This window comes from Kiloniella laminariae (assembly GCF_027214005.1).
Classification (GTDB): Bacteria; Pseudomonadota; Alphaproteobacteria; order Kiloniellales; family Kiloniellaceae; genus Kiloniella; species Kiloniella laminariae_A.
Genome location: NZ_JAPWGY010000002.1, coordinates 206,882 through 233,263 on the forward strand (window position 1 = coordinate 206,882; position 26,382 = coordinate 233,263).

General features: G+C 51.7%; 23 protein-coding genes. 10 read left to right on the forward strand and 13 right to left on the reverse strand.

The features are described from left to right. Nucleotides 1–104: 104 nt before the first annotated feature. From O4H49_RS05675 to O4H49_RS05710, 8 genes are all read right to left on the reverse strand, one after another. On the reverse strand, nucleotides 105–614 hold the full coding sequence (locus O4H49_RS05675; RefSeq protein ID WP_419715211.1) for an ureidoglycolate lyase: 510 nt from the start codon (nucleotides 612–614) through the stop codon (nucleotides 105–107). Continuing rightward, the gene (gene puuE / locus O4H49_RS05680; protein ID WP_269422470.1) at nucleotides 611–1,534 is read right to left on the reverse strand and encodes an allantoinase PuuE; all 924 of its coding nucleotides are present in this window, start codon (nucleotides 1,532–1,534) and stop codon (nucleotides 611–613) included. Before puuE ends, O4H49_RS05675 begins: the two co-directional genes overlap by 4 nt. Continuing rightward, a complete protein-coding gene (uraD, locus tag O4H49_RS05685) occupies nucleotides 1,531–2,046 on the reverse strand; it encodes a 2-oxo-4-hydroxy-4-carboxy-5-ureidoimidazoline decarboxylase (protein ID WP_269422471.1) in 516 nt (171 codons plus the stop codon). Before uraD ends, puuE begins: the two co-directional genes overlap by 4 nt. 30 nt (nucleotides 2,047–2,076) lie before the next feature. Next, nucleotides 2,077–3,255 carry a urate hydroxylase PuuD gene (locus tag O4H49_RS05690; RefSeq protein ID WP_269422472.1) on the reverse strand — a complete coding sequence of 393 codons (1,179 nt, stop codon included), beginning with the start codon at nucleotides 3,253–3,255 and terminating at the stop codon, nucleotides 2,077–2,079. A gap of 86 nt (nucleotides 3,256–3,341) precedes the next feature. After that, nucleotides 3,342–4,694 carry an 8-oxoguanine deaminase gene (locus tag O4H49_RS05695; RefSeq protein ID WP_269422473.1) on the reverse strand — a complete coding sequence of 451 codons (1,353 nt, stop codon included), beginning with the start codon at nucleotides 4,692–4,694 and terminating at the stop codon, nucleotides 3,342–3,344. 25 nt (nucleotides 4,695–4,719) lie between these two features. Beyond that, nucleotides 4,720–6,042 carry a uracil-xanthine permease family protein gene (locus O4H49_RS05700; protein ID WP_269422474.1) on the reverse strand — a complete coding sequence of 441 codons (1,323 nt, stop codon included), beginning with the start codon at nucleotides 6,040–6,042 and terminating at the stop codon, nucleotides 4,720–4,722. Nucleotides 6,043–6,140: 98 nt separating this feature from the next. Beyond that, complete coding sequence (gene uraH / locus O4H49_RS05705; protein ID WP_269422475.1) at nucleotides 6,141–6,488, reverse strand: hydroxyisourate hydrolase; 348 nt, start codon at nucleotides 6,486–6,488, stop codon at nucleotides 6,141–6,143. A 102-nt stretch (nucleotides 6,489–6,590) separates the two neighbouring features. Further along, on the reverse strand, nucleotides 6,591–7,520 hold the full coding sequence (locus O4H49_RS05710; RefSeq protein WP_269422476.1) for a LysR family transcriptional regulator: 930 nt from the start codon (nucleotides 7,518–7,520) through the stop codon (nucleotides 6,591–6,593). Between the two features lie 178 nt (nucleotides 7,521–7,698). On the opposite strand from O4H49_RS05710, the gene O4H49_RS05715 reads away from it, so the two are divergent. The 10 genes from O4H49_RS05715 (at nucleotide 7,699) to guaD (ending at nucleotide 20,307) form a co-directional block, all read left to right on the forward strand. Beyond that, the gene (locus O4H49_RS05715) at nucleotides 7,699–8,619 is read left to right on the forward strand and encodes a LysR family transcriptional regulator (protein ID WP_269422477.1); all 921 of its coding nucleotides are present in this window, start codon (nucleotides 7,699–7,701) and stop codon (nucleotides 8,617–8,619) included. A gap of 136 nt (nucleotides 8,620–8,755) precedes the next feature. Beyond that, a complete protein-coding gene (uraH, locus tag O4H49_RS05720; protein WP_269422478.1) occupies nucleotides 8,756–9,109 on the forward strand; it encodes a hydroxyisourate hydrolase in 354 nt (117 codons plus the stop codon). Between the two features lies 1 nt (nucleotide 9,110). After that, nucleotides 9,111–10,613 (forward strand): xanthine dehydrogenase small subunit, encoded by a 1,503-nt coding sequence (gene xdhA, locus O4H49_RS05725; RefSeq protein ID WP_269422479.1) that lies wholly within the window; start codon nucleotides 9,111–9,113, stop codon nucleotides 10,611–10,613. 3 nt (nucleotides 10,614–10,616) lie between these two features. Then, complete coding sequence (gene xdhB / locus O4H49_RS05730; RefSeq protein ID WP_269422480.1) at nucleotides 10,617–12,929, forward strand: xanthine dehydrogenase molybdopterin binding subunit; 2,313 nt, start codon at nucleotides 10,617–10,619, stop codon at nucleotides 12,927–12,929. A 1-nt stretch (nucleotide 12,930) separates the two neighbouring features. After that, nucleotides 12,931–13,914, forward strand: coding sequence for a xanthine dehydrogenase accessory protein XdhC (gene xdhC / locus O4H49_RS05735; protein WP_269422481.1), 984 nt, complete (start codon nucleotides 12,931–12,933; stop codon nucleotides 13,912–13,914). A 46-nt stretch (nucleotides 13,915–13,960) separates the two neighbouring features. Further along, on the forward strand, nucleotides 13,961–15,544 hold the full coding sequence (locus O4H49_RS05740) for an ABC transporter ATP-binding protein (RefSeq protein WP_269422482.1): 1,584 nt from the start codon (nucleotides 13,961–13,963) through the stop codon (nucleotides 15,542–15,544). After that, on the forward strand, nucleotides 15,541–16,626 hold the full coding sequence (locus O4H49_RS05745; RefSeq protein WP_269422483.1) for an ABC transporter permease: 1,086 nt from the start codon (nucleotides 15,541–15,543) through the stop codon (nucleotides 16,624–16,626). The genes O4H49_RS05740 and O4H49_RS05745 overlap by 4 nt, the downstream gene beginning before the upstream one ends. A gap of 5 nt (nucleotides 16,627–16,631) precedes the next feature. Next, nucleotides 16,632–17,552: an ABC transporter permease gene (locus tag O4H49_RS05750; protein ID WP_269422484.1), complete on the forward strand. Its 921-nt coding sequence runs from the start codon at nucleotides 16,632–16,634 to the stop codon at nucleotides 17,550–17,552. A gap of 108 nt (nucleotides 17,553–17,660) precedes the next feature. After that, on the forward strand, nucleotides 17,661–18,728 hold the full coding sequence (locus O4H49_RS05755) for a BMP family ABC transporter substrate-binding protein (RefSeq protein WP_269422485.1): 1,068 nt from the start codon (nucleotides 17,661–17,663) through the stop codon (nucleotides 18,726–18,728). 253 nt (nucleotides 18,729–18,981) lie between these two features. Beyond that, nucleotides 18,982–20,307 (forward strand): guanine deaminase, encoded by a 1,326-nt coding sequence (gene guaD / locus O4H49_RS05760; RefSeq protein WP_269422486.1) that lies wholly within the window; start codon nucleotides 18,982–18,984, stop codon nucleotides 20,305–20,307. Nucleotides 20,308–20,434: 127 nt separating this feature from the next. On the opposite strand, the gene O4H49_RS05765 is transcribed toward guaD, so the two are convergent. The 5 genes from O4H49_RS05765 to O4H49_RS05785 all read right to left on the reverse strand — a co-directional run bounded on the left by O4H49_RS05765 (nucleotide 20,435) and on the right by O4H49_RS05785 (nucleotide 26,295). Then, complete coding sequence (locus O4H49_RS05765; protein ID WP_269422487.1) at nucleotides 20,435–21,193, reverse strand: substrate-binding periplasmic protein; 759 nt, start codon at nucleotides 21,191–21,193, stop codon at nucleotides 20,435–20,437. Between the two features lie 166 nt (nucleotides 21,194–21,359). Next, the gene (locus O4H49_RS05770) at nucleotides 21,360–22,415 is read right to left on the reverse strand and encodes an endonuclease/exonuclease/phosphatase family protein (protein WP_269422488.1); all 1,056 of its coding nucleotides are present in this window, start codon (nucleotides 22,413–22,415) and stop codon (nucleotides 21,360–21,362) included. 87 nt (nucleotides 22,416–22,502) lie between these two features. Continuing rightward, a complete protein-coding gene (locus O4H49_RS05775) occupies nucleotides 22,503–23,498 on the reverse strand; it encodes a LacI family DNA-binding transcriptional regulator (RefSeq protein ID WP_269422489.1) in 996 nt (331 codons plus the stop codon). 206 nt (nucleotides 23,499–23,704) lie between these two features. After that, nucleotides 23,705–24,709 (reverse strand): ABC transporter permease, encoded by a 1,005-nt coding sequence (locus O4H49_RS05780; protein WP_269422490.1) that lies wholly within the window; start codon nucleotides 24,707–24,709, stop codon nucleotides 23,705–23,707. A gap of 2 nt (nucleotides 24,710–24,711) precedes the next feature. Then, a complete protein-coding gene (locus O4H49_RS05785) occupies nucleotides 24,712–26,295 on the reverse strand; it encodes a sugar ABC transporter ATP-binding protein (RefSeq protein ID WP_269422491.1) in 1,584 nt (527 codons plus the stop codon). Nucleotides 26,296–26,382 lie beyond the last annotated feature (87 nt).

Below are 26,382 nucleotides of genomic sequence, written 5' to 3' on the forward strand. Positions count from 1 at the left end.
CTGGGTATTATTATCGGGCTTTTTAGCAGCCCTTTTTGTCGTGTTTACTAAAGTGCGTTTTTAATATTAATACAGCAAAATTCCGGATTTACGATAAGGGTACTTTACGGGATTTGTAAAACTGCTGTTTGGTCCTTGAACCAACGTTCTTCAAGATTATTCCCTTTCCCCTTACGATCAACGACCAAAAACTCCTGTAGAGGAGCCAGGACCAACAACGGGTGGTGCCAGATATTCCTAGCGTACTGGACCCCCTGCTGGCCTGATGCAAAAAAAGCCCGGCAGTTTTCAGCAGTCGGGCTTTCTCCTTGAGCGACCACGATCAGCCAGGGGTCCGGGTGCATGGGAATGAAGGCCTGGCTGCCCAGAGGGTGGCGCTCAAGCATCGAGATTGTTATGGGCAGGGCGCGCGGTGTTCCCCTGAAAATCGACAGAATAACCTCGGCCTCTTCCCCGGTAACATCAACCTGTGCCAGATCATGGAACCGCCGGGTTGTTCCCTCATTAATCAAATAGCTTTTTTCATAATCCGTCTCAATCACCTGCCCGAATGGCGCAAAAGCCTCGGCAGTTAACGGTATAGGGCGGAGTACAAAGGGGTCTGGCATTGTCATGATCCCTCATAGGGGTGCTGTTTGATCCAGTGCTGGGCGATATCGATCCGCCGCGCGCACCAGACCTTGTCATGTGACTGGATATAATCGACAAATTTTTTCAATCCGGCAAATCGTCCGGGGCGGCCAATCAAACGGCAGTGCAGGCCAACAGAAAGCATCTTTGGTGCTTCGGCACCTTCGTCATAAAGTGTATCAAAGGCATCCTTCAAGTAAGTGAAGAACTGCTCGCCTGTATTGAAGCCCTGGGCCGTGGCAAATCGCATGTCATTCGTATCAAGCGTATAAGGTACGACAAGATGCGGGCGATCAACCACCCGCGACCAGAACGGCAGATCATCGGAATAGTCGTCGGCATCATAGACAAAACCACCCTCTTCAGCGACAAGCTGACGGGTGTTTTCTGACGTGCGTCCGGTATACCAACCCAGTGGCCGTTCTCCGGTGATCCTTTTCTGGATCTCAATCGCGCGGGCCATATGCTCGCGTTCCTGCTCTTTCGACATGCCGTGGTAATTGATCCAGCGATAGCCGTGCGAACAGATCTCATGCCCATCCTTCAGAGCCGCCTCAATCACAGCTGGATGCCGCTCCATGGCCATGGCAACAGCAAAGAGAGTGATCGGTATCTGCCGCTCGCGGAACAGTTGGAGAATACGCCAGACACCAGCACGAGAGCCATATTCATAGATTGATTCCATCGACATATGCCGGGCCTTGTCAAAAGCGGCAGCGCCGATAATCTCCGACAGGAACACTTCCGATGCCGGGTCACCATGCAAAATACAGTTTTCACCGCCCTCTTCGTAGTTCAGAACAAACTGTACTGCAACGCGTGCGCCCTCAGGCCAGCCAGCTTTTGCGGGTACCGGGCCATAACCGATCAGGTCCCGCGGATATCCCTTTTGCGCATCAGTCATTGAACCCGATCCTCCAGTCGAAAGCGGATAATCCGGGCGATCTGTTCCAGCGCGGTGCGGAATTCTTCTGCCGTATCGTTTTCAAGTCTGGCTTCAAAAGCATCCATGATCATGAACTTGGTCGCGCCTTTCACAGCAAAGATAAAAGGAAAGCCGAACTTCTCGCGATAGCGATCATTTGCGATTGTAAAGCGTTCGAACTCTTCTGCCGTCAACTGGTCCAGACCGACCCCGGCCTGCTCTTTTTTTGAATCTTCCGTCAACTCTCCCGCCAACGCAGCCTTGCCAGCCAGATCGGGGTGCGCCCTGATCAGTGCAAGCTGGGCATCCGGTTCTGCCGCGAACATGACCTGGGCAAAAGCCCCGATCATGGCATCCCGGTTGGCAAAGGGGCGCTCTTTTCCCGCCAGTTCAGCGACCCAGGGAGAATGCTCGGCAATATCACCGAATGCCCCGGCAAAATCGGGGGCATCCATAAGGTTGACTGCCTTAAGAGAATAACACCTGCTCATTCAACTATTTCTCCGCTTCTGCTGATCGGGTTACTGCTGGGCAATCCAGGCACCAAGAGTTGTCCGTTCAGCATCTGTCATACCCGTTTCATTGCCAAGGGGCATCGCATCAGAATCAACCGCCTGCGCCTTGACCCGGTCCAGATACCTCGTGAGATCCTCTATTGTTTCTAGATGAATATCCTGTGGAGCTTCATCAAAGACCTCACTGGTTGGCGTCACCGCATGACAGCTGGAGCAATGGGTCTGAAGTACTTCAAGAACAGCCGTATCTGAAACTTTATCACTACCATAATCCCGTGTGGCCGGGGCAGTCAGAATGATCGCTGTAATCAGCCCCAAAGCCGCAACAGGAAGTGTCCAGGCGTACTGCTTAAAAACATCCCCGGCTTCATGACGGTTGAGCAGATGACGGGCAGCACCACCGATGACAATAATCAAGGCAACCAGAAGCCAGCTGTGCGGATGTCCGGTCAGCATAGGATAATGATTGCTCACCATCATTAACAGCACTGGCAGAGTCAGATAGTTATTATGCACCGAGCGCTGTTTTCCGATTTTACCATACTTGGCATCAGGCTCTTCACCACGCATCAGGGCAGCCGCGACTTTTTTCTGGTTTGGAATAATGATTCCGAAAACGTTCACAGCCATCATGGTGCCAACAAAAGCACCCACATGGATCAGGGCGCCACGTCCGGAAAAGACCTGGGAAAACAGCCAGCTCGCGCCCACAATGAGGATAAAGACACAGAGCGCCAACAGGCCGGTGTTTTTCCCCAGAGGAGAACGACAGATTCCGTCATAGATCAGCCAGCCCCCAATAAGACTTGCCACCGAAATGGCAATCGCCTGCCAGGGCTCCAGCACCATAACAGTCGGGTCAATCAGATAGCTGCTGGCGTTGTAATAGTACTGAACCACCAGAAGGGCAAAACCTGTAACCCAGGTCAGATAGGCTTCCCATTTAAACCAGACCAGATCATCTGGCAGTTTTTTGGGAGCGACCAGGTACTTTTCAACATTGTAGAATCCCCCGCCATGCACCTGCCAGGACGACCCGAAGACATCTTTGTCCAGGCCCTCGCGCTTGCGCAGGGAGAGATCAAGCCCGATGAAATAGAAGGATGTACCGATCCAGCCCACACCGGCAATAAGATGGGCCCAGCGGATAATCAAATTAAGCCAGTCTACCGCAAATGATTCCATGTTACGTCATCCTTCCTGATGATCCTTGCCGCCATACGACGGTTCTTTTTTACTTGTTGTGTTCTCGCCCCCGCACAGGGAGCTTTTTAAGCAGCTTTGTTCGCCAGATCGATGGCGATATTGCGGTGCCGACGGAGCAATGGCTGGAGATCCAGCCGGGTTATCCGGCCTTCACTAACCAGCAACTCCCCGCCCACCGCTGTGTAGTTTGCATTGACGGGATGGCAAAGCAGCAAACCGGCAACCGGGTCGAGCTCTGCGCCTGAATGATAGAGTTCATCAAGTTTAAACGCAGCAAAGTCCGCCTGATAACCTGGCGCCAGAACGCCCACATCACTGCGGTTGAGCACCTTCGCCCCTCCCAGCGTCGCGATTTCAATGGCTTCACGAACCTTCAAACCCCGTGCCCCGTGCTTGACACGTTGCAGCAGCATCGACTGGCGGGCTTCAGCCAGAAGGTGGCTGGAATCATTCGATGCGGATCCATCGACGCCCAGTCCAACCTTGACCCCCGCATCATACATTTCCCGCACTGGCGCAATGCCCGACCCCAGCCGCATATTGGAGCAGGGGCAATGGGCTACCCCGGTCCCGGTACGAGCAAACAGCGAAATTTCATCGGGATTCAATTGAACACAATGGGCATGCCAGACATCATTGCCAACCCAGCCCAGCTCTTCAGCATAATCGCCCGGACGCAGGCCAAATTTTTCCTGACTGTAGAGAATATCCTCGACGTTTTCAGCAAGATGAGTGTGCAATCCCACGCCATAGGAACGCGCCAGCAAGGCTGATTCTCGCATCAGATCCCGTGAAACCGAAAAAGGGGAGCAGGGTGCCAAAGCAATCCGGATCCGCGAACCATCTGCACCATCATGGTAGGTCTCGATCAGCCGCTGGCTGTCTTTCAAAATTGCTTTTTCATTTTCCACCAGGCTGTCAGGTGGAAGTCCGCCGTCACTCTCACCAATCGACATGGACCCCCGGGTCGCATGGAATCGGATGCCCATTTCCATTGCTCCCTCAATGGAATCATCCAGTCGGCTGCCATTGGGGAAAAGATAAAGATGATCGCTGGTTGTCGTACAACCCGACAACAACAGTTCCGCAATACCGACCTGAGCAGAAACCTTGATCGCTTCAGGTGTCAGATGCGACCAGACGGGATAGAGCGACTGCAACCAGGGAAACAGCGGCTCATCCTGTGCAAAGGTGCGGGTCAGGGTCTGATAGAGATGATGATGTGTGTTCACCAGCCCCGGAAGAACGATATGACCACTCAGATCAAGGACTCTGTCTGCATCCTGGGGCAACTCTCCAGAATTCCCCACCGCGGTGATGACACCATCCACAGCATAAAGAGCACCCTCTTTCAGCTCTCGCCGCTCCTGATCCATTGTTACCAGGACACGAGCATTTTTGATCAACAGAGTTTTCATAGCGTTCTTCAGTTCTTTTGACTTTCTAGAGATCAGCTTCTTTTGGAAGGATCAGGTTAAGCAGAATTGCCAGGAATGCCGAAGGCGCCAGACCTGATGTCATCAGGATCTTTGCTGTTTCGGGTAAAGTGGCAACAGCTTCCGGGACTGACTTGAGCCCAAGACCAATGCCCAAAGACACGGCAATGATTACCAGATCCCGGCGCGACAGTTTGGTCATGGCCAAAAGCTTCATACCAGCCCCCGCTATCATGCCAAACATGATAATGGCCGCACCACCGAGTACCGCATTTGGCATGACAGAAATAACTGCGCCAAGTTTCGGGAAAAGACCGGCAATAATCAGGAAAACAGCACCACAGGTAACCACATGTCGGCTCATCACACCCGTAAGCGCGACCAGACCGACGTTTTGGCTATAGGAAGTATTGGGCATCGCCCCGAAAAGCGCCCCCAAAGCCGTGCCCAGACCATCAGCCATGGTTCCCCCCGCAATCTCGCGATCCGTAGCTTCCCGGCCTGCCCCACCTGTGGTAATTCCCGAAATATCCCCGACAGTCTCAATCGCACTGACCACAGACATCAGCAACATACCGATAACAGCTGCTGTGTTGATCTCGAAACCATAGGAAAAGAGCGAAGGCAGGGCAAACCAACTCGCAGAGCCTACTCGACCAAAGTCCACCAGTCCCATGGGAATGGCGACTAGATAGCCGACAATCAATCCAATCAGAATAGCCGAAGCTGAAAGGAAACCCTTGGTCAGGAATTTGACTGCTAGGGTGACCACCATCACCAATATGGCCAGAGAGATGTGATGCAAGGCTCCAAAATCCTCAACCTTGCCTGCTCCGCCCGCCGCATACTGTATACCCACCGGGATCAAGGCCAGACCGATGGAAAGGACCACAATCCCTGTTACCAGTGGTGGCAATATCCCGCGCAAACGACCAATAAAGGTCCCGAGAATAAAATGGAATACCCCGCCAATGGCAGCAGAAGCAAAAAGGGCTCCCATCCCGGCGGTTTTGACAATCGGGATCATAATCGGAATAAAGGCGAAACTTGTTCCCTGCACAATCGGCAAACGGGCTCCAACCGGACCAATACCGATCGTCTGTAACAATGTCGCAATACCCGCAACGAACATGGCTGTCTGGATCAGGAAAACCTTGTCACCCCCTGATAGACCAGCCACCCCCGCGATAATAATAGGAACGGTGACATTGCCGGCAAACATCGCCAGTACATGCTGGATCCCCAAAGGGATGGCTTCTTTCATTGGCGGGCAATAGTTTGGGTCTTTCAGCTGCTCGGCAGTTGCTGCCGATTTTGATATCTCTGTCATACTCTGTTTTCTCCCCGTTCATTTATCACACCGGGTTTTTCCGGCTTTTCTTTTATGGCAGGCCTTTCAAGACCGATTCTAAGAAACTGACCGACAGATCAGCTCCCCCGATAGGTTGAATAGCCAAAAGGTGAAAGAAGCAGGGGAACATGATAATGCTGATCAGCATCAGCAATGCCGAAACGTATGACCACCAGATCAAGAAAAGCAGGATCACTGAGTACAGCCCCGCCAGCTCTCAGATATTCGCCTGCATGAAAATGAAGCTCGTAAATCCCCGGAATAAAGCTGTCCTGATCCAGAACAGGGCTATCCGCTCTTCCGTCTTCATTTGTGATCAGTTCCCGTAAAGGGGCTGTCTCGCCGACACGAAACAGTTCTATTTTCAAACCGGACGCAGCAATTCCCTTTGCTGTATCCAGCACATGCGTCGTCAGACACCCCATAAGCCTCATCCTGCCTTTTATTCTTTTTATATGAGGCAGTATGTCGCAGTCAGAGTGATCGCAAAAGAAGCTATTTTAGATCACAGTGATGCCAAATAGAGATCAACTGTTTGCCAAATACGCGGTAAGTGCCTTGTTTGCATGACGGGCAAAGGTCGAAGGGGCCAAAGAAAGCTCGTGCGTGGCATTGGTCAAAACCACCAGTCTGTCTCTTGGAATATCAGCATCTGACAGGTTTACATAGGCAAGAAGCCCGGCCTGTCGCTCCTGCTCGATACCCAGAATTGTCTGGAAGGTCACATGGTGGCCATTACGGGCCAGATTGCGCATAAACCGCAGTGAATTGGCCTTGATAAAAGCGGCGGGCCTGCATTTTAGTCGCGTCAAGGGCACCTCCAGAATCCGCGCAAGCGAGAGATTCCCCGCCGGGAGAGCCAGAGGATAGTCGAGACAATCAGCAAAGGAACAGCTTTTTGAGCGTGTCAGCGGGTGGCCCGGCGCAACCACAGCTCCGACTTTCAGCTCCCAGCTTGCTATTTCCTTAAGTGCTTCATGATCCGGAGGATTGAAGGTAAAGCCAATATGGGCCTTAGCAGTCGAAATCAGGCGGGCAACCTTGAGCGAACTGGTAATCGTCACTTCCAGGGTAATCCCGGGGTAGAGTTCCTGAAAACTATGGGTTAGCTGCGGCAAGATCGCATCGGCAACCGATTCAACCGAAGTCACCCGTACAACCCCCTGCTTCAACCCCCGCAGGTCACCAATCTGTTCCGACAGCACATCAAAGTCAGTCAGAACCGAACGGGCATGGCGCAACAATAATTCGCCTGCTTCTGACAGGCGAAGCCGACGCCCCACCCGCTCAAAGAACTGCAGCCCAAATTCCTCTTCCAGTCCCAAAATCTGACGGTTTACCGCCGAAGAGGCAATATTCAACTGGCGGGCTGCCTCACGAATGGACCCGTGTTCAGCAACAGCAACAAAGTAACGCAAAGCCGGAGAATAAAGAGTATGCGCACGTTCGATTTTCACAGAGATCCACCTCAGGAAACGTCGCCCGACTTATGGATTAAAACAGAGGGGCTTGAAAAGAGTACCTTTTCTTATAGCCTAAGATGAGGAAGCCTCAAGCAGAAGACCCCATAAAAAAATAAGAGAAAAAACTTCAGGGCGGGATTATGACTTCACCAAAACGAGCAGGAACCTGTTTATGCGCATAGACGATGCCTTTGTCTCTACGGCTTTCCGTTACTTCGCAGCGACAGCAGAAGCCGGCTCCATCCGGGCCGCGGCCCGGGAACTCAACATCGCCTCTTCGGCGGTAAACCGTCAGATCCTGATGCTGGAAGATGCTTTGGGAATGCCACTGTTTGAACGAACAGGGCGTGCCATGTTGCTCACCGAGGCAGGGAATGTTCTGTTAAAGCAGACCAAGACCACTCTGCGGGACTATGAAGATGCCCTGGGCATCATCAACGAACTTCGCGGTCTGCAACGCGGCCGGGTCAGAATCGCCACCGCGGAATCCGTCTCGGTCAGCCTTCTCCCGGAAATCCTGGCTGATTTTTCCGAAAAATACCCTTCGATTGAAATCTTTCTGACCGTCACTGTCGCCGATGCTGTAACCGAAATGGTGCGTTCTCGTGAAGCCGACCTTGGTTTTACCTATAACCCCTCTGCACTGGACGGCCTTGATATTGCCTATGAAGAAAGCCTGGAAGTCGGCGCGATTGTTTCACCCGACCACCCTCTGATCAAAAGAGAAAAAGTGACGTTACGCGACTGTATCGCCTATCCCTATGCCTATCCTGCCCGAGGATTGAGCCTTCGCCTCGCCCTCGACGCCACAATGTCTGACCTTGCCAGCCCCAGAAAACCTGTGCTGGAAGCCAACTCACTGCGGGTCATGGCCGCCATGGCCCGGGAAGGCCGCTGTATTGCCTTTCAAACCCGTGTCGGCATCGAACAACATCTCAAGGCAGGAACATTGGTTTTTCTCCCGCTGTCTGACACGAAACTGCCAATGGATCGCCTGATGCTGGTCAGGCAATCAACCCGAGCCCCCTCACCAGCGACCCAGATTTTTGAAAAACATGTGGTTGACCATCTAAAGACCCACCCGCTTAACTGATGCCTTTTTTAGACCCCTGATATCTAAACTTTGTTCTTTTTAGAGCCATAGATGCCTGTCATACTAATTTCAAAATGAACAATTGGGCTGCCTTCAATATATGAGGGACAGACCCGTCTAGGGGAGTACTGGTCGCATGGGGCGACTTACAACACATGTACTGGACACGGCCAAGGGCGTGCCTGCAAAAGGCCTCGCCATTGAACTCTGGCGGGTGAAAGACAATGATTTTGCATTGATAAAATCAGTCACCACAAATGATGATGGCCGGGTTGATGGTCCCTTGCTTGAAAACAATCAGCTTGAACGCGGGCAATATGAGTTGCGGTTTATGGCTGGTGATTATCTTCGTGCTGAAAGCAAGGCCCTGCCCGACCCCTTGTTTCTGGATGTGATTCCGATCCGCTTCGGCATTGCAGATACCACCTCCCACTATCATGTGCCTCTGTTAATTTCGCCTTATGGCTATTCGACCTACCGCGGGAGTTAAGATGACAATGCGCCAGAGCATCAGGTTTGTCAGAGACGGAAAAGCGGTTGAACTGACGAACATCGGACCGAACGATACCCTGCTCGACTATCTGCGACTGACTGAAGAATCACGGGGTACGAAAGAAGGCTGTGCCGAAGGTGACTGTGGCGCCTGTAGTGTCGCTGTTGGCTCGATCAATTCAAACGGCAAACTTGAATATCAGGCCGTTAACAGCTGTATCCAGTTGCTCGGCATGCTCGATGGCAAGGAGGTCATTACCATCGATGACCTGTCTCGCGGACAGGAAGAACTGCATCCTGTTCAAGATGCCATGGTACGCCATCACGGTTCACAATGTGGTTTTTGTACACCCGGTATCGTCATGTCGCTTTTTACTCTCTATCACAAAGGGATCAAGGCTGATCGGCCGGCAATCAACAACCAGCTCGCTGGCAACCTCTGCCGCTGTACCGGGTATCGACCCATTATTGATGCCGCTCTGGAAAGTTGTAATGGATCGGTCGACGACCGTTTTTCCAAGGCCTTGAAGACAACCACTGAAACTCTGACCGGGCTTGATGACGGACAAGATGTTTTTGTCGGTACCGAGGAACGTTTTTTCGCGGCTCCTGTATCCATGGCATCTTTGGCAAAGCTCTACAGTCAGCACCCTGATGCCATTGTTGTCGCCGGTGCCACAGATGTCGGTCTCTGGATTACGAAACAGCTCCGCGATCTGCCCAAGATCATTCACCTTGGTCGGGTAAAAGGCCTGGACAGGGTCGAAGATAACGGCAATGAACTTGTCATTGGTGCTGGCGCAACCTATGCCCAGGCAGAAGAAGCCCTGGCAACCATTGATCCCGATATTGCCGAAGTTGTCAGGCGTATCGGCTCCACCCAGGTGCGGGCATCAGGTACCATTGGCGGCAATATCGCCAACGGTTCACCCATTGGTGACAGCCCCCCCCTGTTGATCGCGCTTGATGCCAGACTTGGTCTTGAAAAAGCCGAAGGGAAACGGGAAATCAGGCTAGAGGATTTCTTCATCGATTATGGCAAACAGGATCGCCAGCCCGGTGAGTTTGTCAGCCATGTAACAATACCAAAGCTTGCTGAAAACCAGTTTTTGCGCAGTTACAAAGTCTCCAAACGCTTTGATCAGGATATCTCCGCCCTCTTGGCCGCCTTTCGCCTGACACTCGAGAACAACAGAGTAACCAGCGCCCGCATCGCGTTCGGTGGTATGGCTGCCACGCCCAAACGGGCAGGTAAAACAGAAAAAGCCCTGATTGGACTGGACCTGGCGGATCAAGCTGGCTGGGTAAAAGCAGCCGAAACCCTGGAACAGGATTACCAGCCCATTTCAGATATGCGCGCGAGCAAGGAATACCGGATAGACGTTGCCAAAGGACTGTTACTTAAGGCGCTTCATGAAATTTCCCATTCCGCTTCAGGAACCGACAGCCCGGAAACAAGAGTGATCGGGAAACGGGAACATTCTTTAAGAGAGGCCGTTTAAGTTATGTTGAAAAAAGCCTCATCACCTGCTCTCAACGTCGGCAAAGCAACCAAGCACGATAGTGCAGACCGTCACGTTCGCGGCAATGCCCTCTATATCGACGACATTCGCGAACCCCGTGGTACGCTCCATCTGGCACCTGGTTATGCCAGGGAATCCTGTGGAAAAATCAAATCCCTTGATCTCGAGGTTGTACGTTCTGCCCCCGGTGTTGTCGCGGTACTCACTGCTGCCGATATCCCCGGCCTGAATGACTGTAGCCCTTCCTTTGGCGGGGACCCCATTCTTGCAGACGATAGAATTGAATTTCATGGACAGGTCATTTTTGCTGTCGTTGCCCAAAGCCATATTGAAGCAAGAAAAGCCGCAAAACTGGCCCGCATAGAGATCGTTGCCGAGACTCCCATGGTCACGGCCGAAGATGGTATGGCTCGGGATGCCTCGGTTCTTCCCACATACGAGTTCAATCGGGGTACCCCTGCTGAAACGATAAAAGCATCCCCGCTTTCAATCTCCGACTCTTTTCGTATTGGGGGACAAGAACACTTTTATCTCGAAGGCCAGGTCTCTCTGGCAATTCCGCAGGATCAGGGAGAAATTCTTGTCCATACCTCGACACAGCACCCGACAGAAATCCAGCACCTTATTGCCAAGATGCTCAAGATCAGAGACGCCGCTGTTGTCTGTGAGTGCCGCCGGATGGGAGGCGCCTTTGGTGGCAAGGAATCACAGGCGGCTCAATGGGCCTGCCTCGCCGCATTGGCCACACATATAACGGGTCGCCCGGCTAAAATGCGCCTTGACCGGGACGACGATATGATCATGACAGGCAAACGCCATGATTTTCGTTGCGACTGGCAGGCGGGCTTTGATGAGAAGGGCAAGATCTCTGCAGTCGAAGTTGATTTCCTCGCCCGCTGCGGCTGTTCGGCTGATTTGTCTCTCGGTGTTAATGACCGCACCATGTTTCATGCAGACAACTCCTATTATTACCCTGAGAACCGGATCACCTCCCATCGGATAAAAACCAACACCGTTTCCAATACTGCCTTTCGCGGTTTTGGTGGTCCTCAGGGCATGGTCTTTTCAGAACGGATGATGGATGCCATCGCCATCAAGCTTGGACTCGATCCGCTTGATGTCCGTAGAACCAATTTTTACGGCGGTTCTGGTCGGGATATCACCCCCTTTGGCATGAAGGTCGAAGACAATATCCTGGAAGAACTGGTCGGGGAGTTGGAACAGACCAGTGACTATCGCAAGCGTCGTCAGGAAATCGCGGCCTTTAACGCCAAAAGCCCTTTCCTTAAAAAAGGACTGGCCCTGAACCCACTGAAGTTTGGAATTTCCTTTACGCTGAAGCACCTCAATCAGGCTGGCGCATTGGTTCATGTCTACACCGACGGTTCGGTCCAGGTGAACCACGGCGGAACAGAAATGGGGCAAGGCCTCTATACCAAAGTTGCCCAGGTTGTTGCAGAGGAATTCGGAATTGACCTCGAAAACGTACAAATCACAGCGACGACGACTGACAAGGTTCCGAATACGGCCCCAACAGCAGCCTCATCGGGTACAGATCTCAATGGCATGGCCGCCAAACTGGCTGCCGAGACGATCAAAATACGTCTGATCGACCTCGCAGCGCGGCTTTACCAGATTGAAAAATCTGCTGTTTCCTTTGCCAATAATCACGTGCAGATCGGACAGCAAAAAATCACCTTTGCCGAATTGACCCAGCAAGCCTTTTTGCAAAGGGTGTCTCTTTCCTCAACCGGCTACTATGCCACGCCCAACATAACCTGGGACCGGGACAGCAAAAGTGGACGACCTTTTCTCTATTTTGCCTATGGGGCCGCCTGTGCAGAAGTCACAATTGATACCTCGACCGGGGAAATGGTCATTGACCGGGTTGATATTCTGCACGACGTGGGAAAATCCCTGAACCCCGCGCTGGACATCGGCCAGATCGAAGGTGGTTTTGTCCAGGGTATGGGCTGGCTAACCACAGAGGAACTGGTTTACGACGACCAGGGCCGCCTGCGCACCCACGCACCCTCGACTTACAAAATACCGACAGCATCCGATTTGCCAGAAGATTTCCGGGTCAAACTCTGGGATTCACCTGGCAATCGCGAAGATACAATCTATCGCTCCAAAGCGGTAGGCGAACCTCCGGTCATGCTGGCAACGGCCGTTTTTTCAGCGATAACCAACGCTATCGCCTCACTTAAGCCCGGCGTTCTTCCCCAACTCAGCACCCCCGCGACACCGGAAAATATTCTGGCCGCGGTCAAGCTGATGAAAAGTGGAGACTGAAATGAAGGTCTGGTCACTTCTTGCAAAACAACTGGAACAGAACAGCTGTTGTGCCCTTGTGACCATGATCGAGGTTCAGGGCTCTGCCCCGCGTGAAGCCGGAACCAGAATGGTTATCCGACCCGATGGTGGATTTCATGGAACCATCGGCGGCGGAACACTGGAATGGCGGGTTCTGGCCGACGCCCAGAAACATATGAAATCTTCGCACGCGCAGATTCACTGGAGCAAACATGCTCTGGGGCCACAGCTGGGCCAATGTTGTGGCGGCGTGGTCCGCTTGTTGATAGAGGTGTTCTCCAAAGCACAACTCCCCGAAGTCCGGGCTCTGGCTGAACAGGAAATCCAAGGACCTTTTTTCACAAAAGGGACACCAAAACAGGATTGCATCAAAAGAGAGGTTACAATCGGCTCTCCAAACCAGCCCAGCAGCATCTCTTTCGACAGAAAAGGCTGTTTACAGGAATGTTTTGGTGAAGAACGGCGCAAAGTTTACCTTTTTGGTGCAGGTCATATCGGCCGCGCCCTGATGCTTAATATGGCGGCTTTACAATTCGACCTGAAGTGGATTGATTCCCGAGCAGAATCTTTCCCTTCTCTGGTCCCGTCCAATGTTGAAAAGCACTTTACACACAATCCCGTCGCAGCTCTGGATGCAGCACCGGACGGGAGCTTTATTGTCATCATGACCCATAGCCACGCGCTGGATCTTGAACTTGTTCATGCAGCACTCGCAACCAGGCGCTTTGCTTATGTTGGCGTTATAGGTTCAGAAACAAAAAAAGCCCGCTTCCGCAACAGATTGCACACAGCAGGGCTAGAAACAGAGACCATAGATAAACTTGTCTGTCCCATCGGGATCACAGGTATTCATTCAAAACATCCTGCCGCTATCGCAGTTTCGGTAACAGCCGAACTGCTCGTGCGGGATGAAGAAATTCTTGGTAAACAACAATCGGTGTTCAGAATCGCCGAAGAAGGCTAAAAAGCCTGAGACCAGGAAATAATCACGGCAACGGGAGGGCCGGCATGTGACGGAGAAATTATCCGTAAAAGGTGGAACTGCGGCTAGAGCAGAGTATCTACTAGAGGCACGCAACATCACCAAAATGTTTGGTGACCTTGCGGCCAACAGTGATGTAACCCTGAAAATTTCACCCGGAGAAATCCATGCGCTCCTAGGGGAAAACGGCGCCGGGAAATCTACGCTGGTCAAGATTATCTATGGTGCCCTGCAGCCCACAGTCGGCGAGTTGCGCTGGTTGGGTGAAACAGTCAACATTGCCAATCCTGCTGCCGCGCGAAAACTCGGGATCGGCATGGTGTTTCAGCATTTCTCGCTGTTTGAAGCCCTGAGCGTCGCAGAAAACATTGCATTGGCACTCCCCGGTGACATCGATCTTGGCGAACTTTCCAAAAAAATCAGCCAGGTTTCGAGTGAGTATGGCCTGCCCCTGGAACCAACGGCACTGGTTGCGGATCTTTCCGTCGGCGAACGCCAGCGTATCGAGATCGTTCGCTGCCTGCTTCAGGAACCTCGCCTGCTCATCATGGATGAGCCCACAGCTGTATTAACGCCTCAGGAAGCCGACCAGCTGTTCCTCACGCTTGAACGGCTGGCCAGCGAAGGCTGCGCCGTCCTCTATATTTCCCACCGCCTGGATGAGGTCAAAAGGCTCTGTCATGACTCGACCATCCTGCGACACGGTAAAGTCGTGGGTACAGTCAATCCGCAAAAAGAAACCGCCGCCAGCCTCGCACGCTTGATGGTTGGTGCAGACGTTCATGCTATTAACAGCAATCGGGTATCGTCTCCGGGTGCAAGCCTGTTAAAACTCAACAACCTTAGCCAAAAAGCTGATGGCCCCTTTGGTGTTGCTTTGCGGAACATTGAACTGGATGTCAGAGCTGGCGAGGTCGTCGCTATTGCAGGGGTCGCTGGCAATGGACAGTCCGAGCTGTTCGATGCCATTTCCGGTGAACGTCTTTCAAGCACTGCCGAAAGTATATGTATCAACGAACGGAACTGTGGTCTGGACAACATCACTTTACGACGTCGCCATTCGTCCGGATTTGTGCCGGAAGAACGCCTTGGACATGGGGCGGTCCCCGGTTTCACCCTTTCTGAAAACATCATTCTGACCCGTCATTCTGACGATGATGGCCTCTCCAGTTCCGGTTTTCTTGACCGGGCCAAAGCCATTGCAATCAATGAACGGATTACCCAGGATTATGATGTCCGCAAAGGAAAGCCGGACCCGGAAGCCCGGGCCCTTTCTGGTGGCAATCTGCAAAAATTTGTTGTCGGACGCGAACTTGATCGCAAACCCAGGGTTCTGGTGATCAACCAGCCGACATGGGGTGTTGATGCGGGTGCTGCGGCCCTGATCCGTCAGGCCCTGATAGATCTTGCGCTTTCTGGTTCCGCAGTATTGGTCATCTCGCAGGACCTTGACGAGATCTTTGAAATTGCGGATCGCATCGCTGTTATCTCTCGCGGACAGCTGTCAGAAGCCTTTCCCGCCAGCGAGCTTTCCCTTGAAAGCATCGGCCTGATGATGGCCGGGGCACACGAGAAAAAAGACAGCCACATCACTGAAAAGGCAAGCGCATGAGACTGATTCTGGAAAAGCGTTCCGAACATTCGGAATTCATGACCCTGATGTCGCCTTTACTGGCTATCTTTCTGACAGTAGTTACCGGGGCTATCATTTTTGCTCTTCAGGGACTTAACCCCCTTGAAGCGCTGTATGTCTACTTTATCGAGCCAGTAACAAGCATGTGGTCGATCGAGGAAGTTCTGGTCAAGGCTGCTCCTCTGATCCTGATCGGGGCCGGACTATCCATCTGTTATATGGCTAACGTCTGGAATATTGGCGCAGAAGGCCAGTTGACCATGGGCGCAGCCTTTGGGTCTATTGTACCGATATTCTTTACCAGTTGGCAGTCTCCCCTGACCCTTGTAGCCATGCTTGTTTGTGGCGCCATCGGCGGGGCTGCTTTTGCCGCAATCCCTGCTTTTCTCAAAAACCGCTTTAATGCCAATGAGATCCTGACCAGTCTGATGCTGGTCTACATTGCCCAGTTGATCCTTGATTGGCTGGTTCGCGGGCCTTGGCGGGATCCGAAAGGCTATAACTTCCCCCAGTCAATTCCTTTTGAAGGCTGGCAACTCCTGCCGACACTCGGAGATGGTCGGGTTCATATCGGAATTATTCTCGCCATTGTCGCGGTAATCATCTTGAGCATCCTGATGTCCAGAACCCTCAAAGGTTTTGAGATCATGGTCATTGGTAATTCTCCCCGCGCAGGGAGATTTTCAGGCTTTTCCCGCAAGAAAACAGTCTGGTTCTGCCTGCTGCTTTCCGGCGGGCTCGCTGGACTGGCAGGTATTGGTGAAGTAGCGGGGCCAAGTGGGCAACTCCAACCCTCCATTTCTCCTGGCTACGGCTTTACCGCCATTATTGTTGCTTTCCTTGGCCGCCTGAACCCAATCGGGGTGTTTTTTGCAGGCATCATGCTAGCCATCACCTATATCGGGGGAGAAGGGGCACAGGTTGTGCTTGGAGTATCAGATAAAACCGCACAGGTCTTCCAGGGCATCCTGCTGTTTTTTATTCTCGCCTGTGACACTCTTATTCTCTACCGGATCAAACTCCTCGGTCCGGTTACCCCACAACAAGCAGCTGCGGAGTAACGCAAATGGACGGTACACAGGCAATTATTCTGACGATCATTACCGCCTCGACCCCCCTGCTCCTCGCAGCTATAGGTGAGCTTGTGGTTGAAAGGTCCGGGGTACTCAACCTTGGCGTGGAAGGCATGATGGTTATGGGTGCGGTTTGTGGCTTTGCCACAGCCTATACAACCGGGTCCCCGACACTTGGTATTTTTGCTGGCATCATGGCTGGTATTGGCATGGCATTCATTTTTGCCTTTATGACCCAGACTCTGGTTTCCAACCAGGTCGCCACCGGCCTTGCCCTGACCCTTTTGGGGCTCGGGCTTTCGGGATTGATTGGTGAATCCTTTGTCGGTCTCCCCGGCGTCAAGCTCGTCCCTGTTTCCATTCCACTGCTAAGCGATATTCCCTTTATTGGTCGTATTCTTTTTGGGCAGGATATTCTGGTTTACGCCTCTATCGCTCTGGTTATCGCCACAACCTATGTTCTTTTCAAAACCCGCGTCGGTCTGATTATCCGTGCTGTTGGCGACAATCACCATTCCGCCCATTCCCTGGGCTATAACGTCATCATGGTACGTTACGCCTGTATTCTGTTCGGTGGCGCCTGTGCAGGCCTGTCCGGGGCTTACCTTTCCCTGGCCTATACGCCACAGTGGATCGAGAACATGACCGCCGGACGTGGCTGGATTGCATTGGCTCTGGTTGTCTTCGCCACCTGGTTACCCAAACGTCTGGCCATTGGTGCCTATCTTTTTGGTACCGTCTGGATTATGGGTCTCTATGTACAGGCGCAGGGCTTGGGTATACCATCACAGTTTCTTTCGTCACTGCCATACCTTGTGACAATCATTGCTCTGGTTATTATTTCTGGAAACAAGACTCTCACTCGTGTAAATACCCCGGCGTGTATTGGTCAATCCTTTGTTCCTGATCGATAAACCGGATAAGAATACAACTAGTTTCGGCGTCTTCGCGCAAAGCGGCCAGCGTAGACGAACCACCTATGAACGGCCGTTGAGTGTTCGCTTAACAGGGAGGAATACCCAATGAAAAAATGGTTGGGATTTGCCGCTGCTGTCGCAATGTCTTTTGCGATAACGTCGGCTTCTGCTGCAGATAAACTAAAAGTCGGTTTCATTTACGTCGGCCCCATTGGGGACCATGGCTGGTCCTACCAGCATGAACAGGGACGTCTCGCGATTGACGCCGCTCTTGGCGATCAGGTGGAAACCTCCTACATCGAAAAGGTCGATGAAGGTCCCGATGCAGAACGTGCAATTGAACGCCTGGCCCGCCAGGGAGCGAACCTTATTTTCACAACTTCCTTTGGCTTCATGGAGCCTACACTGAAAGTTGCCAAGCGTTTTCCTGACGTAAAATTTGAACACGCTACCGGTTACAAACGCGCAGATAACGTCTCGACCTATTCTTCACGGTTCTATGAAGGGCGTTATATCATCGGCCAGATCGCAGCCAGAATGTCCAAATCCGGCGTGGCTGGTTATATTGGCTCCTTCCCAATTCCGGAAGTTGTCCGCGGCATCAATTCCTTCATGCTCGGTGCACAGTCCGTCAACCCGGATTTCAAACTGAAAATTGTCTGGGTGAACTCCTGGTTTGACCCAGGCAAGGAAGCTGACGCAGCCAAGGTTCTCATTGGTCAGGGCGCAGATATCATCACCCAGCACACAGATTCTACTGCACCACTTCAGATTGCTGGCGAAAACGGTGTTTATGGGTTTGGTCAGGCTTCTGACATGATCGCTTTTGCACCAAATTCACAGCTGACAGCGATTGTTGACGACTGGTCAAGTTACTATGTCAACCGGACCAAAGCTGCTCTGGATGGCACCTGGGAATCTACTGACACCTGGGGTGGTATCAATGATAAAATGGTTGGTATGGCACCCTTCACCAACATGCCAGATGATGTTAAAGCCGAAGCAGGCAAGACAACAGCCAAAATCATTTCCGGCCGTTTCCACCCTTTCCAGGGTCCCATCTTTAAACAGGATGGCACTGAAGCCGCCAAAGAAGGTGAAATCATTTCTGATGGTGAACTCCTCGGCATGAACTGGTACGTCAAGGGTATCGACGATCAGTTGCCGCAATAAATTCCGGTAATATCGGAATAATATGCAAAAACGGGGCACGGATAACGGTCCCGGAAAACCGGATAAAATCAGCCCCTGCCCCACGCAGGGGCTGATGCCGGGAACAACCAGTCTGACGCGCGATTAATGAAATCCCCGGACTGATCATATAACAAACAGGTATAAATAACGGGTTCAGAGTGTGATTGGTGACAATCGCAGGAACATCCTGCGCGCCAGAATCATGAAGCACGTCTACAGATAGGGTCATGTCATGACAATAGCCGATCAGCAGCCATCCAGAGTTCTCCGGGGATCAACGGTCAACTTCCTAGCCAATCCCCGTACAAACGGGAATGAAAAAAGTACCGTTTATATAAAACAGGGCGCACTCGTCCTTGGTCAGGCCGGGCGTATCCTCTGGCAGGGTGCCTTTTCAGATCTGCCTACTGTCTATACCGGATTGCCCTGTGATGATTTTGGTGAACAGTTAATTCTACCCGGTTTTATCGACGCCCACATCCACTTCCCGCAATATCGCATTTTGGCTGCCCCTGGCAAAGATCTGCTCGATTGGCTCAACCGCTTCACCTTCCCTGAAGAATCTCGTTATAGCTCTTCTGAACATGCTGCTACGGCGGCTGAAGTCTTTCTCGACCGGCTTTTTACCAATGGGACAACCTCGGCTCTTGCTTTTTGTTCTGTACATAAAGCCTGTGCTGAAGCTCTTTTTTCTGCCGCTGAAAAACGTGGAATGGCCCTGCTCACTGGTAAAACCATGATGGACCGCCTGGCACCCGATGCGGTTCTTGATGATCCGGAAACCGGCGCGAGAGAGTCAAAAGAATTACTGGACAGCTGGCATAACAAGGGGCGTTTGAAATATGCCATCACTCCCCGTTTCGCCGTGACCTCGACAGACGCCCAACTTCAGTTGACGGGGGAGTTGTACCGCGATCACCCTGATTGCATCATGCAGACCCATCTCTCCGAAAGTCCGGGCGAAATCGCCACTGTACAATCCCAGTTTCCCTGGTCCAAAGACTATACAGATATCTACGATCATTTCGGCCTGCTTGGACCGAACTCTTTCTTTGCCCATGGCATTCACCTGTCCGAGCGCGAATGTGCCCGGCTGGCCGAAGCTGGATCGACTGTTGTGCACTGCCCCACCTCAAACAATTTCCTTGGTTCCGGCCTGTTCGACATTGACCATGTCGGCAATCAGGCGCGGCCTGTGGGTGTTGGTGTTGCCACAGATGTCGGTGGAGGGACCAGCTATTCCATGCTCCAGACCCTGGGCGAAGCATATAAAGTTGCCATGCTCAAAGGACGCAAGATCACCGCACATGATGCCTTCTATATGGCGACACTCGGCAACGCCGAACGTTTGAAAATGGAGAGTGAAATCGGCAGTCTTGATGCAGGAAAATGGGCCGACATTGTCGTGCTCGACCCCAAGGCGACGCCCGTACTGGAAAGCCGCCAGGAAGTATCGGAAACTCTTGAGGATATCCTCTTCTCGCTGATGATTCTCGGCGATGACCGGGCTATCAAAGCCACATATGTAGCCGGGAAATCCGTGTACAAGAAACAATAATACCAAACCCGCCTAGATCTTGCTGTTTATTCCTCTCGCTCTTATTCTCTGGTCAAGCGGCCAGAGAATAAGAGTATTTTTTTCATCAAAGAAATTTGTTTCAGAACAGTCTCATCGATACCTTTTCTCATGAATCAGGCGACAGCGTTCCATTCCCGTATTCAGAGATAATCGCCTCAATTATCCCTTCCTCTCGCAACTCGCTTATTGCCTGATCAAAAGCCGGAAGAACGGATAGATATTCCGAGCCTTTACCGATACAGAGATGAAGTGGCAAAGATGCAAGAATACCGGGCATTTTTTCAATCTGATTTCTCAGTTCACTATTCTTCATAAAATAATCGAAATTAAAGTTATTCCTGACAACGATATCTCCCCGCTTTGCAGCAAGTAATCGATAGGTCTGTGCCAGGGTATCTGCCCAGATCACATTCAGATCATCAGCCTTGTTTCTTGTCCAGTCATTGCCCCGGTATTCCACCAACACAAAATCTGCAAGCTCTTCATAAGATTTAATCTGGAGAAGTTCATTACGACGGGGGTGATCTACATAGGTATAAACACCAATTTCGAGAACAGTGAGGGGCTCTTTGCTACAAACGGTGTATTCCAGTCGCACCGGGGTCGGCACAGTAACAAACGCGTCTGCATACCCCTTCCGAACCTCTTCCTGAGCCCGCGCCCAGGGGTAGCTTTTATAAACCACCTCAAGGCCCATTTTCTCTTTCAAGGCGATACTCAGAACGTCCACTCCGATACCCTGTATTCGCCCGGCATCATTCCAGACCAAAGGTGCATAGCTATCCGGAAAAGCAAAGGTGATAGGATCAGCCCGGAGAGAGGACGGCAACAACAATAAAAGTGTTGCGAGCAGACTTGTTTTCAAAAACTCACACTCCTGATTATCGGGGGATTATCCCCTAGATTGTTATTTCCGGAGTATTTACTCAACTATAGTAAGTTATTTCCCCACTGCTTTACAGAAAAATTCCATAGGTCCCGGATCATCCAGAATAAGCAAAAAAACAATTCCGTATTCACCAGCCACAAAACTACTTTACTGCCTGTAACAGATCTTTTGCTTCCTCTTTATCGACACCATTGGCCATCACAGGTTTATTCTCGCTGTCGGTCTCTGGCTCAAAAACCGGTTCAAAAACCATTGGGAAATGATCTGATCCTGTATAGGCAAGCCGCTTGATATCCACCAGACTGAAGTCATCACTATGAAACAGATGATCCAGTGGCCAGCGGGCAAACCAGTACTTTGCATGAAAGGAAGAGAATAAACCTCTTCCTATTCGTGGATCGAGCAAGCCACTCAGTTTTTGAAACCGTTCCGTCGTGCGTGACCAGGCAACATCGTTAAGATCTCCGGTGACAATACAGGGAAAGTGATCATCTGCAGCCTCCATCCCCACCATAACAAGTTCAGCATCCCGCTCTACAGTATGGGACACGGGATCTGGGGGTTCGGGATGGACAACATAAAGCCGAAATTGAAATCTGCTTTCCGGTACCGACAGCAAGGCAAGTATAGACGGGATATCTTCTCTTACCAGAAAACGGATTTCCGCCTCTTTAAGCGGGAATTTGGACCATAACATGATGCCGTAAGTATTATCCTGTGCCCGCTCCAGACGGTTTTCATAATCCCCGGCCCTCTTTTGCAGGGCGTCAACCCATCCCTGATCTGTTTCCATAAAGATGCAGATATCTGCATCTTCCTGCTGGATACGGTCACAGAGGTCGTCATAACGGCGGTTATATTGCAACACATTGGCAACAAGGAACTTGATCACACGCTCTTGTTCAATCGTGTGTGCTTTTGCCGTTCGAGCCTGAACTTTCACAAACGGGGTATAGCGCATAATTTTTACCAGCTGAATTGCCAGACAAAATCCCGAAAGGCTCCAAAAGGCCAACAGGACAACTGTCCAGTCAAAAACAACTGGCCCCAGAAACAGAAGTACCAACAACAGGGTTGCAAGCTGTACCCTGGGGAAATCAAACGTTCTTACCAATCCATGAGCCAGAGGCAACAGAGGCACAAGCGTGGCAGCAACCAAAAAGAGGGACAGAACGGCATAGAGAATGAAATAGATCATAGCTCCCCCAATAGAGCGGACTATCACTACTCATGCAAGTTCCAGAGATTTTCTCCAGCTGATGTTCCCAAGCTTGATCAGGTTAACTCAGAAAACAGGGGCAGGTCCCGAAGATCCCCGGACGATCAGACGTCCCGGGTATTTGATATCTTCACCAATTCCCTTTGACTGCACGAGAAGATCCAACGCAGAACTGGCCATCTGGGAAATCGACTGACGAATTGTTGAAAGTCGGGGCGTGACAAGGACCGCCAGAGGAATATCATCAAAGCCGACAACTGTTAACTCGTGTGGTACCTCAATCTTGAGGTCTCTGGCGGCTCGCATAATACCGATGGCCTGCTGGTCACTGGCGGTTGCTATTGCCGTCGGTCTTTGCGAAACAGGGCGGTTAAGGAAAATTCTTCCCAGCTCTTCGCCAGCCGTAAAATCAAATGCCCCCCGCAATATCTCCAGATCCGGTTTCACCCCCAGATCTTTACCACCAATCGTCAGCCCAGCGACAAATCCACTCTCTCGAGCACGTGCGACCCTTGTCTCAGAAGGACCAGCCGCGTAACCGATACGCAGGTGTCCCATTTCCAGTAGATGGAGCGCAGCAAGGCTGGCACTGACTTCATGATCTGTTGCAACACAGGGATAAGAGACAAAGGTACGGTCCAGGGCGACAATCGGTATATCCGTCGCCAGTTGCTGGGCATTGTCTTCTGAAGCAGAGACAACCAGTATTCCCAATGGCGAACGATCAAGCAGTGTTTCTATCTGCTGTTTCTCATAAGCCGGGTCATCATGAGTGTTGGCCAACATCACCGACAGTCCCTGCCCGGCAGCGAGCATCTCGACCTGTTTTGCCAACTGGGCAAAAAACGGGTTCGTGATATCGGGAACAATGAGCCCGATAATATCACTCCGGTTAGTTCGCAGGGCCCGGGCAACCGGATTGGGCTTATATCTCAGTTCCCGGACGGCGGCTTCAACCTTTTCCTGCAGCCTTGGCTTGACCGTCTCATTTTTAGCCAATACCCGGGACACCGTTCCAACGGATACCCCCGCCAGTTGCGCTACATCTTTGATTGTTGCCATCTCGAACCACTGTCAGAATAATACGGTTTTCACTGCAGCAGGAAAACTGTCTCATTACACTGCCCAGCCAGCTATATGTACATGAACTCCGGCATTTATAAAGCCCTTAGCAGGAAAAGGTAGCGTCACCTCTGGGAGGAAAAAGAAAAGGTGACGCTACGAGGCAAAACTAACAACGCCCGGATGGTCCGCTGTAAGGCCAGAGATCAGTTTCGGGTATATTTGGCGCGATAGTGGTCAAGAATGACCGCAACGATAATCACCACTCCTGTAATCATCTGACGCATAAAATCACTCAAACCAAGCAGGATCAGCCCATTGGCCAGCACCCCGATAATGAAGGCTCCCAACAGCGTACCCAGGACTGACCCGCGCCCTCCACTAAGGCTGGTACCGCCAATAATCACGGCAGCAATAGCATTGAGTTCAAAACCGACACCCGCAATAGGGCTGGAAATATTCAGGCGGGCCATATAGATGATTGCCGCAATCCCCGCAGTAAAGCCACAGATGGTAAAGGCCGCAACTTTGCACCAGAAGACCGAGTGCCCCGCCAGACGAACTGCTTCTTCACTATTCCCCAGCCCATAAAGCAGTCGCCCGAATACCGTTCGTGTCAATACAAACCAGGCTAACAACGCAAGCATCAGCGCAACCAGGAAAACCACTGGAATTCCATACAACGTCATGGAACCAAAGGCATTGAATTCAGAAGGGAAAGAATAGATCGTCCGTGCGTCGGAAATATGCAAGGCCGCCCCCCGGGCCACATTGAGCATCCCGAGCGTAATAATGAAGGACGGCAATGCCCAAAAAGCGCTGATGGCACCATTTAACAAGCCACAAACTGTTCCCGCCAGGACAGCTGCCAGGACGGCCAGACTGATGGCCATTGGCACGCCCACATCCAGCGATATCGCCTTGCCTGCAACAACCGCGCAAAGTGCCAGCAAGGACCCGACTGACAGGTCGATTCCTCCAATAAGAATGACAAAAGTCATCCCCACCGCGAGAACCAGATTGATTGTTACCTGGGTCAAAATATTGGTGATATTATTGGCTGTAAGAAAATGCTCTGTTGTCACTGAAAAGATAATCACCAAAGCCACCAGCGCCAAGCCAATCCCGGCCTCTCGCAACACCGATTTGAAAGAAAGCTTCTTTCGGCCTGTAAAGGCTGTCTGTGCAAGCCCTGTCGCTTCAACATTCATTTTTAAATTCCCTGATCTTTGCGTTGATACGCCAGACGTAAAATAGCTTCTTCGGAAAAGGCCTCACGCGGGATTTCGCCCTGTACCCTATGATCTGACAAGACAAGAATACGATCACAAAGCGTAATCAGTTCTGGCAGCTCAGAAGAAACCACCAGCATTGCAACACCCTTTTGTGCCAGGCTGCGCATAATCGCATAGATCTCAGCCTTGGCCCCGACATCCACCCCCCGGGTGGGTTCATCCAGCAACAGAACACTTGGATCTCTTGCCAGCCATTTCGCGATAACAACCTTCTGCTGGTTCCCCCCGGACAAGCTCGCCGCCCGATCAGACAGGCCGCCACTTTTCAGTTTCAGCATACTGCCAAGCCTGTCTGCCAGACTGAGTTCCGCCAGACGATTGAGAAGCCCTTTTTGGGAAACTTTCTCCAGAGCTGCCAGAGCGACGTTGGCAGCGATTGCCATATCCAGAATGAGACCTTCGTCTTTACGGTCTTCGGTCACAAAACCGATCCCCGACTTTATGGCTTCACGGGGGGATGCAAAAGAAACTGGCGTACCCTCCCGCATCATCTGTCCCGATGCCACAGGATCTATACCAAAAATCCCCCGCAGCAATTCGGTACGTCCCGCGCCGACAAGACCTGCGATCCCCAGGATTTCACCATAGCGCAGATCAAAAGAAACGCCCTCTTCATATGGCGACTTCGCAACCCTGAAATTCTGTAACGACAGGGCAACAGAACCCAGTTCTGTCGTTGTTTTTTCCAACGCCATTTCCTTGGCAAGACGTCGCCCGACCATGAGCGCAACAAGCTGGTCTGGTGACGTTTCCGAAATTTCTTCCGTAACAATCGTCTCTCCGCTTCTGAGAACCGTCACCCGGTCACAGTTGGCAAAGACTTCGTTCAGGTGGTGGGAAACAAAAACCACCGTTACTCCCTGTGCCCGGATAGCTGCAACGATATTAAACAGCCGGTCGGTTTCCCGGTCGGTCAAGGTTGCTGTTGGTTCATCCAGAATCAGAATTCTGCTGTCAGACTGCAGGGCTCTGGCAATCTCGATCAGCTGTCGATGCGCAATCCCTAACGAATAGACCCGGGCATTGACATCCACGTCCTGTAACCCGATTGCATCCAGCGCAACCCGGGCCCGACGGTCCATCTCTTTTTTATCGAGAAGCCCCAGTCTTGTCCGGGGCATCTGTTCAAAGCTGATGTTTTCGGCAACAGAAAGGTGAGGCAGGAGGTTGAACTCCTGATGCACGACCTGAATTCCCCGAAACTTGGCATCTCGGGGGCCTGCCGGTTTGTAGACCTGTCCATCAAGCAAAATATCACCTGCTGATGGCTGGAAAACTCCTGTGAGGATTTTGATCAGCGTGGATTTTCCGGCACCATTTTCGCCAACCAGAGCATGGACCTCTCCTGCGCGAAGAGAAAGGCTCACCCCCTTGAGGGCTTTTACCCCGCCAAAATTTTTGTGCAGGTCTCTGACCGTGAGGATATCAGGCGAGATATCCTGCAATGTCTCCTGATTATCCGTTTGTCCCTGGGATGCTTCCCTTGTCTGGACGATATCCATAATCCGGGCCTTATTGACTGAAACCAGAAAAAAAATGGATCAGCAGGTGGTTCTGTTTCTATCGCCAGCCTGCTGATCTCATAAGAA

Excerpts from the sequence above, each read along its gene's own strand:
- O4H49_RS05745 (WP_269422483.1), top strand. The coding sequence starts at position 15,541 with ATGAGACTGATTCTGGAAAAGCGTTCCGAACATTCGGAATTCATGACC.
- xdhB (WP_269422480.1), top strand. The coding sequence starts at position 10,617 with ATGTTGAAAAAAGCCTCATCACCTGCTCTCAACGTCGGCAAAGCAACC.
- O4H49_RS05775 (WP_269422489.1), bottom strand. The coding sequence starts at position 23,498 with ATGGCAACAATCAAAGATGTAGCGCAACTGGCGGGGGTATCCGTTGGA.
- O4H49_RS05770 (WP_269422488.1), bottom strand. The coding sequence starts at position 22,415 with ATGATCTATTTCATTCTCTATGCCGTTCTGTCCCTCTTTTTGGTTGCT.
- puuE (WP_269422470.1), bottom strand. The coding sequence starts at position 1,534 with ATGACTGATGCGCAAAAGGGATATCCGCGGGACCTGATCGGTTATGGC.
- O4H49_RS05750 (WP_269422484.1), top strand. The coding sequence starts at position 16,632 with ATGGACGGTACACAGGCAATTATTCTGACGATCATTACCGCCTCGACC.
- O4H49_RS05690 (WP_269422472.1), bottom strand. The coding sequence starts at position 3,255 with ATGGAATCATTTGCGGTAGACTGGCTTAATTTGATTATCCGCTGGGCC.
- xdhC (WP_269422481.1), top strand. The coding sequence starts at position 12,931 with ATGAAGGTCTGGTCACTTCTTGCAAAACAACTGGAACAGAACAGCTGT.
- uraH (WP_269422478.1), top strand. The coding sequence starts at position 8,756 with ATGGGGCGACTTACAACACATGTACTGGACACGGCCAAGGGCGTGCCT.
- O4H49_RS05695 (WP_269422473.1), bottom strand. The coding sequence starts at position 4,694 with ATGAAAACTCTGTTGATCAAAAATGCTCGTGTCCTGGTAACAATGGAT.
- uraD (WP_269422471.1), bottom strand. The coding sequence starts at position 2,046 with ATGAGCAGGTGTTATTCTCTTAAGGCAGTCAACCTTATGGATGCCCCC.
- O4H49_RS05700 (WP_269422474.1), bottom strand. The coding sequence starts at position 6,042 with ATGACAGAGATATCAAAATCGGCAGCAACTGCCGAGCAGCTGAAAGAC.
- O4H49_RS05675 (WP_419715211.1), bottom strand. The coding sequence starts at position 614 with ATGACAATGCCAGACCCCTTTGTACTCCGCCCTATACCGTTAACTGCC.
- uraH (WP_269422475.1), bottom strand. The coding sequence starts at position 6,488 with ATGGGGTGTCTGACGACGCATGTGCTGGATACAGCAAAGGGAATTGCT.
- O4H49_RS05715 (WP_269422477.1), top strand. The coding sequence starts at position 7,699 with ATGCGCATAGACGATGCCTTTGTCTCTACGGCTTTCCGTTACTTCGCA.
- O4H49_RS05755 (WP_269422485.1), top strand. The coding sequence starts at position 17,661 with ATGAAAAAATGGTTGGGATTTGCCGCTGCTGTCGCAATGTCTTTTGCG.
- guaD (WP_269422486.1), top strand. The coding sequence starts at position 18,982 with ATGACAATAGCCGATCAGCAGCCATCCAGAGTTCTCCGGGGATCAACG.
- xdhA (WP_269422479.1), top strand. The coding sequence starts at position 9,111 with ATGACAATGCGCCAGAGCATCAGGTTTGTCAGAGACGGAAAAGCGGTT.
- O4H49_RS05780 (WP_269422490.1), bottom strand. The coding sequence starts at position 24,709 with ATGAATGTTGAAGCGACAGGGCTTGCACAGACAGCCTTTACAGGCCGA.
- O4H49_RS05785 (WP_269422491.1), bottom strand. The coding sequence starts at position 26,295 with ATGGATATCGTCCAGACAAGGGAAGCATCCCAGGGACAAACGGATAAT.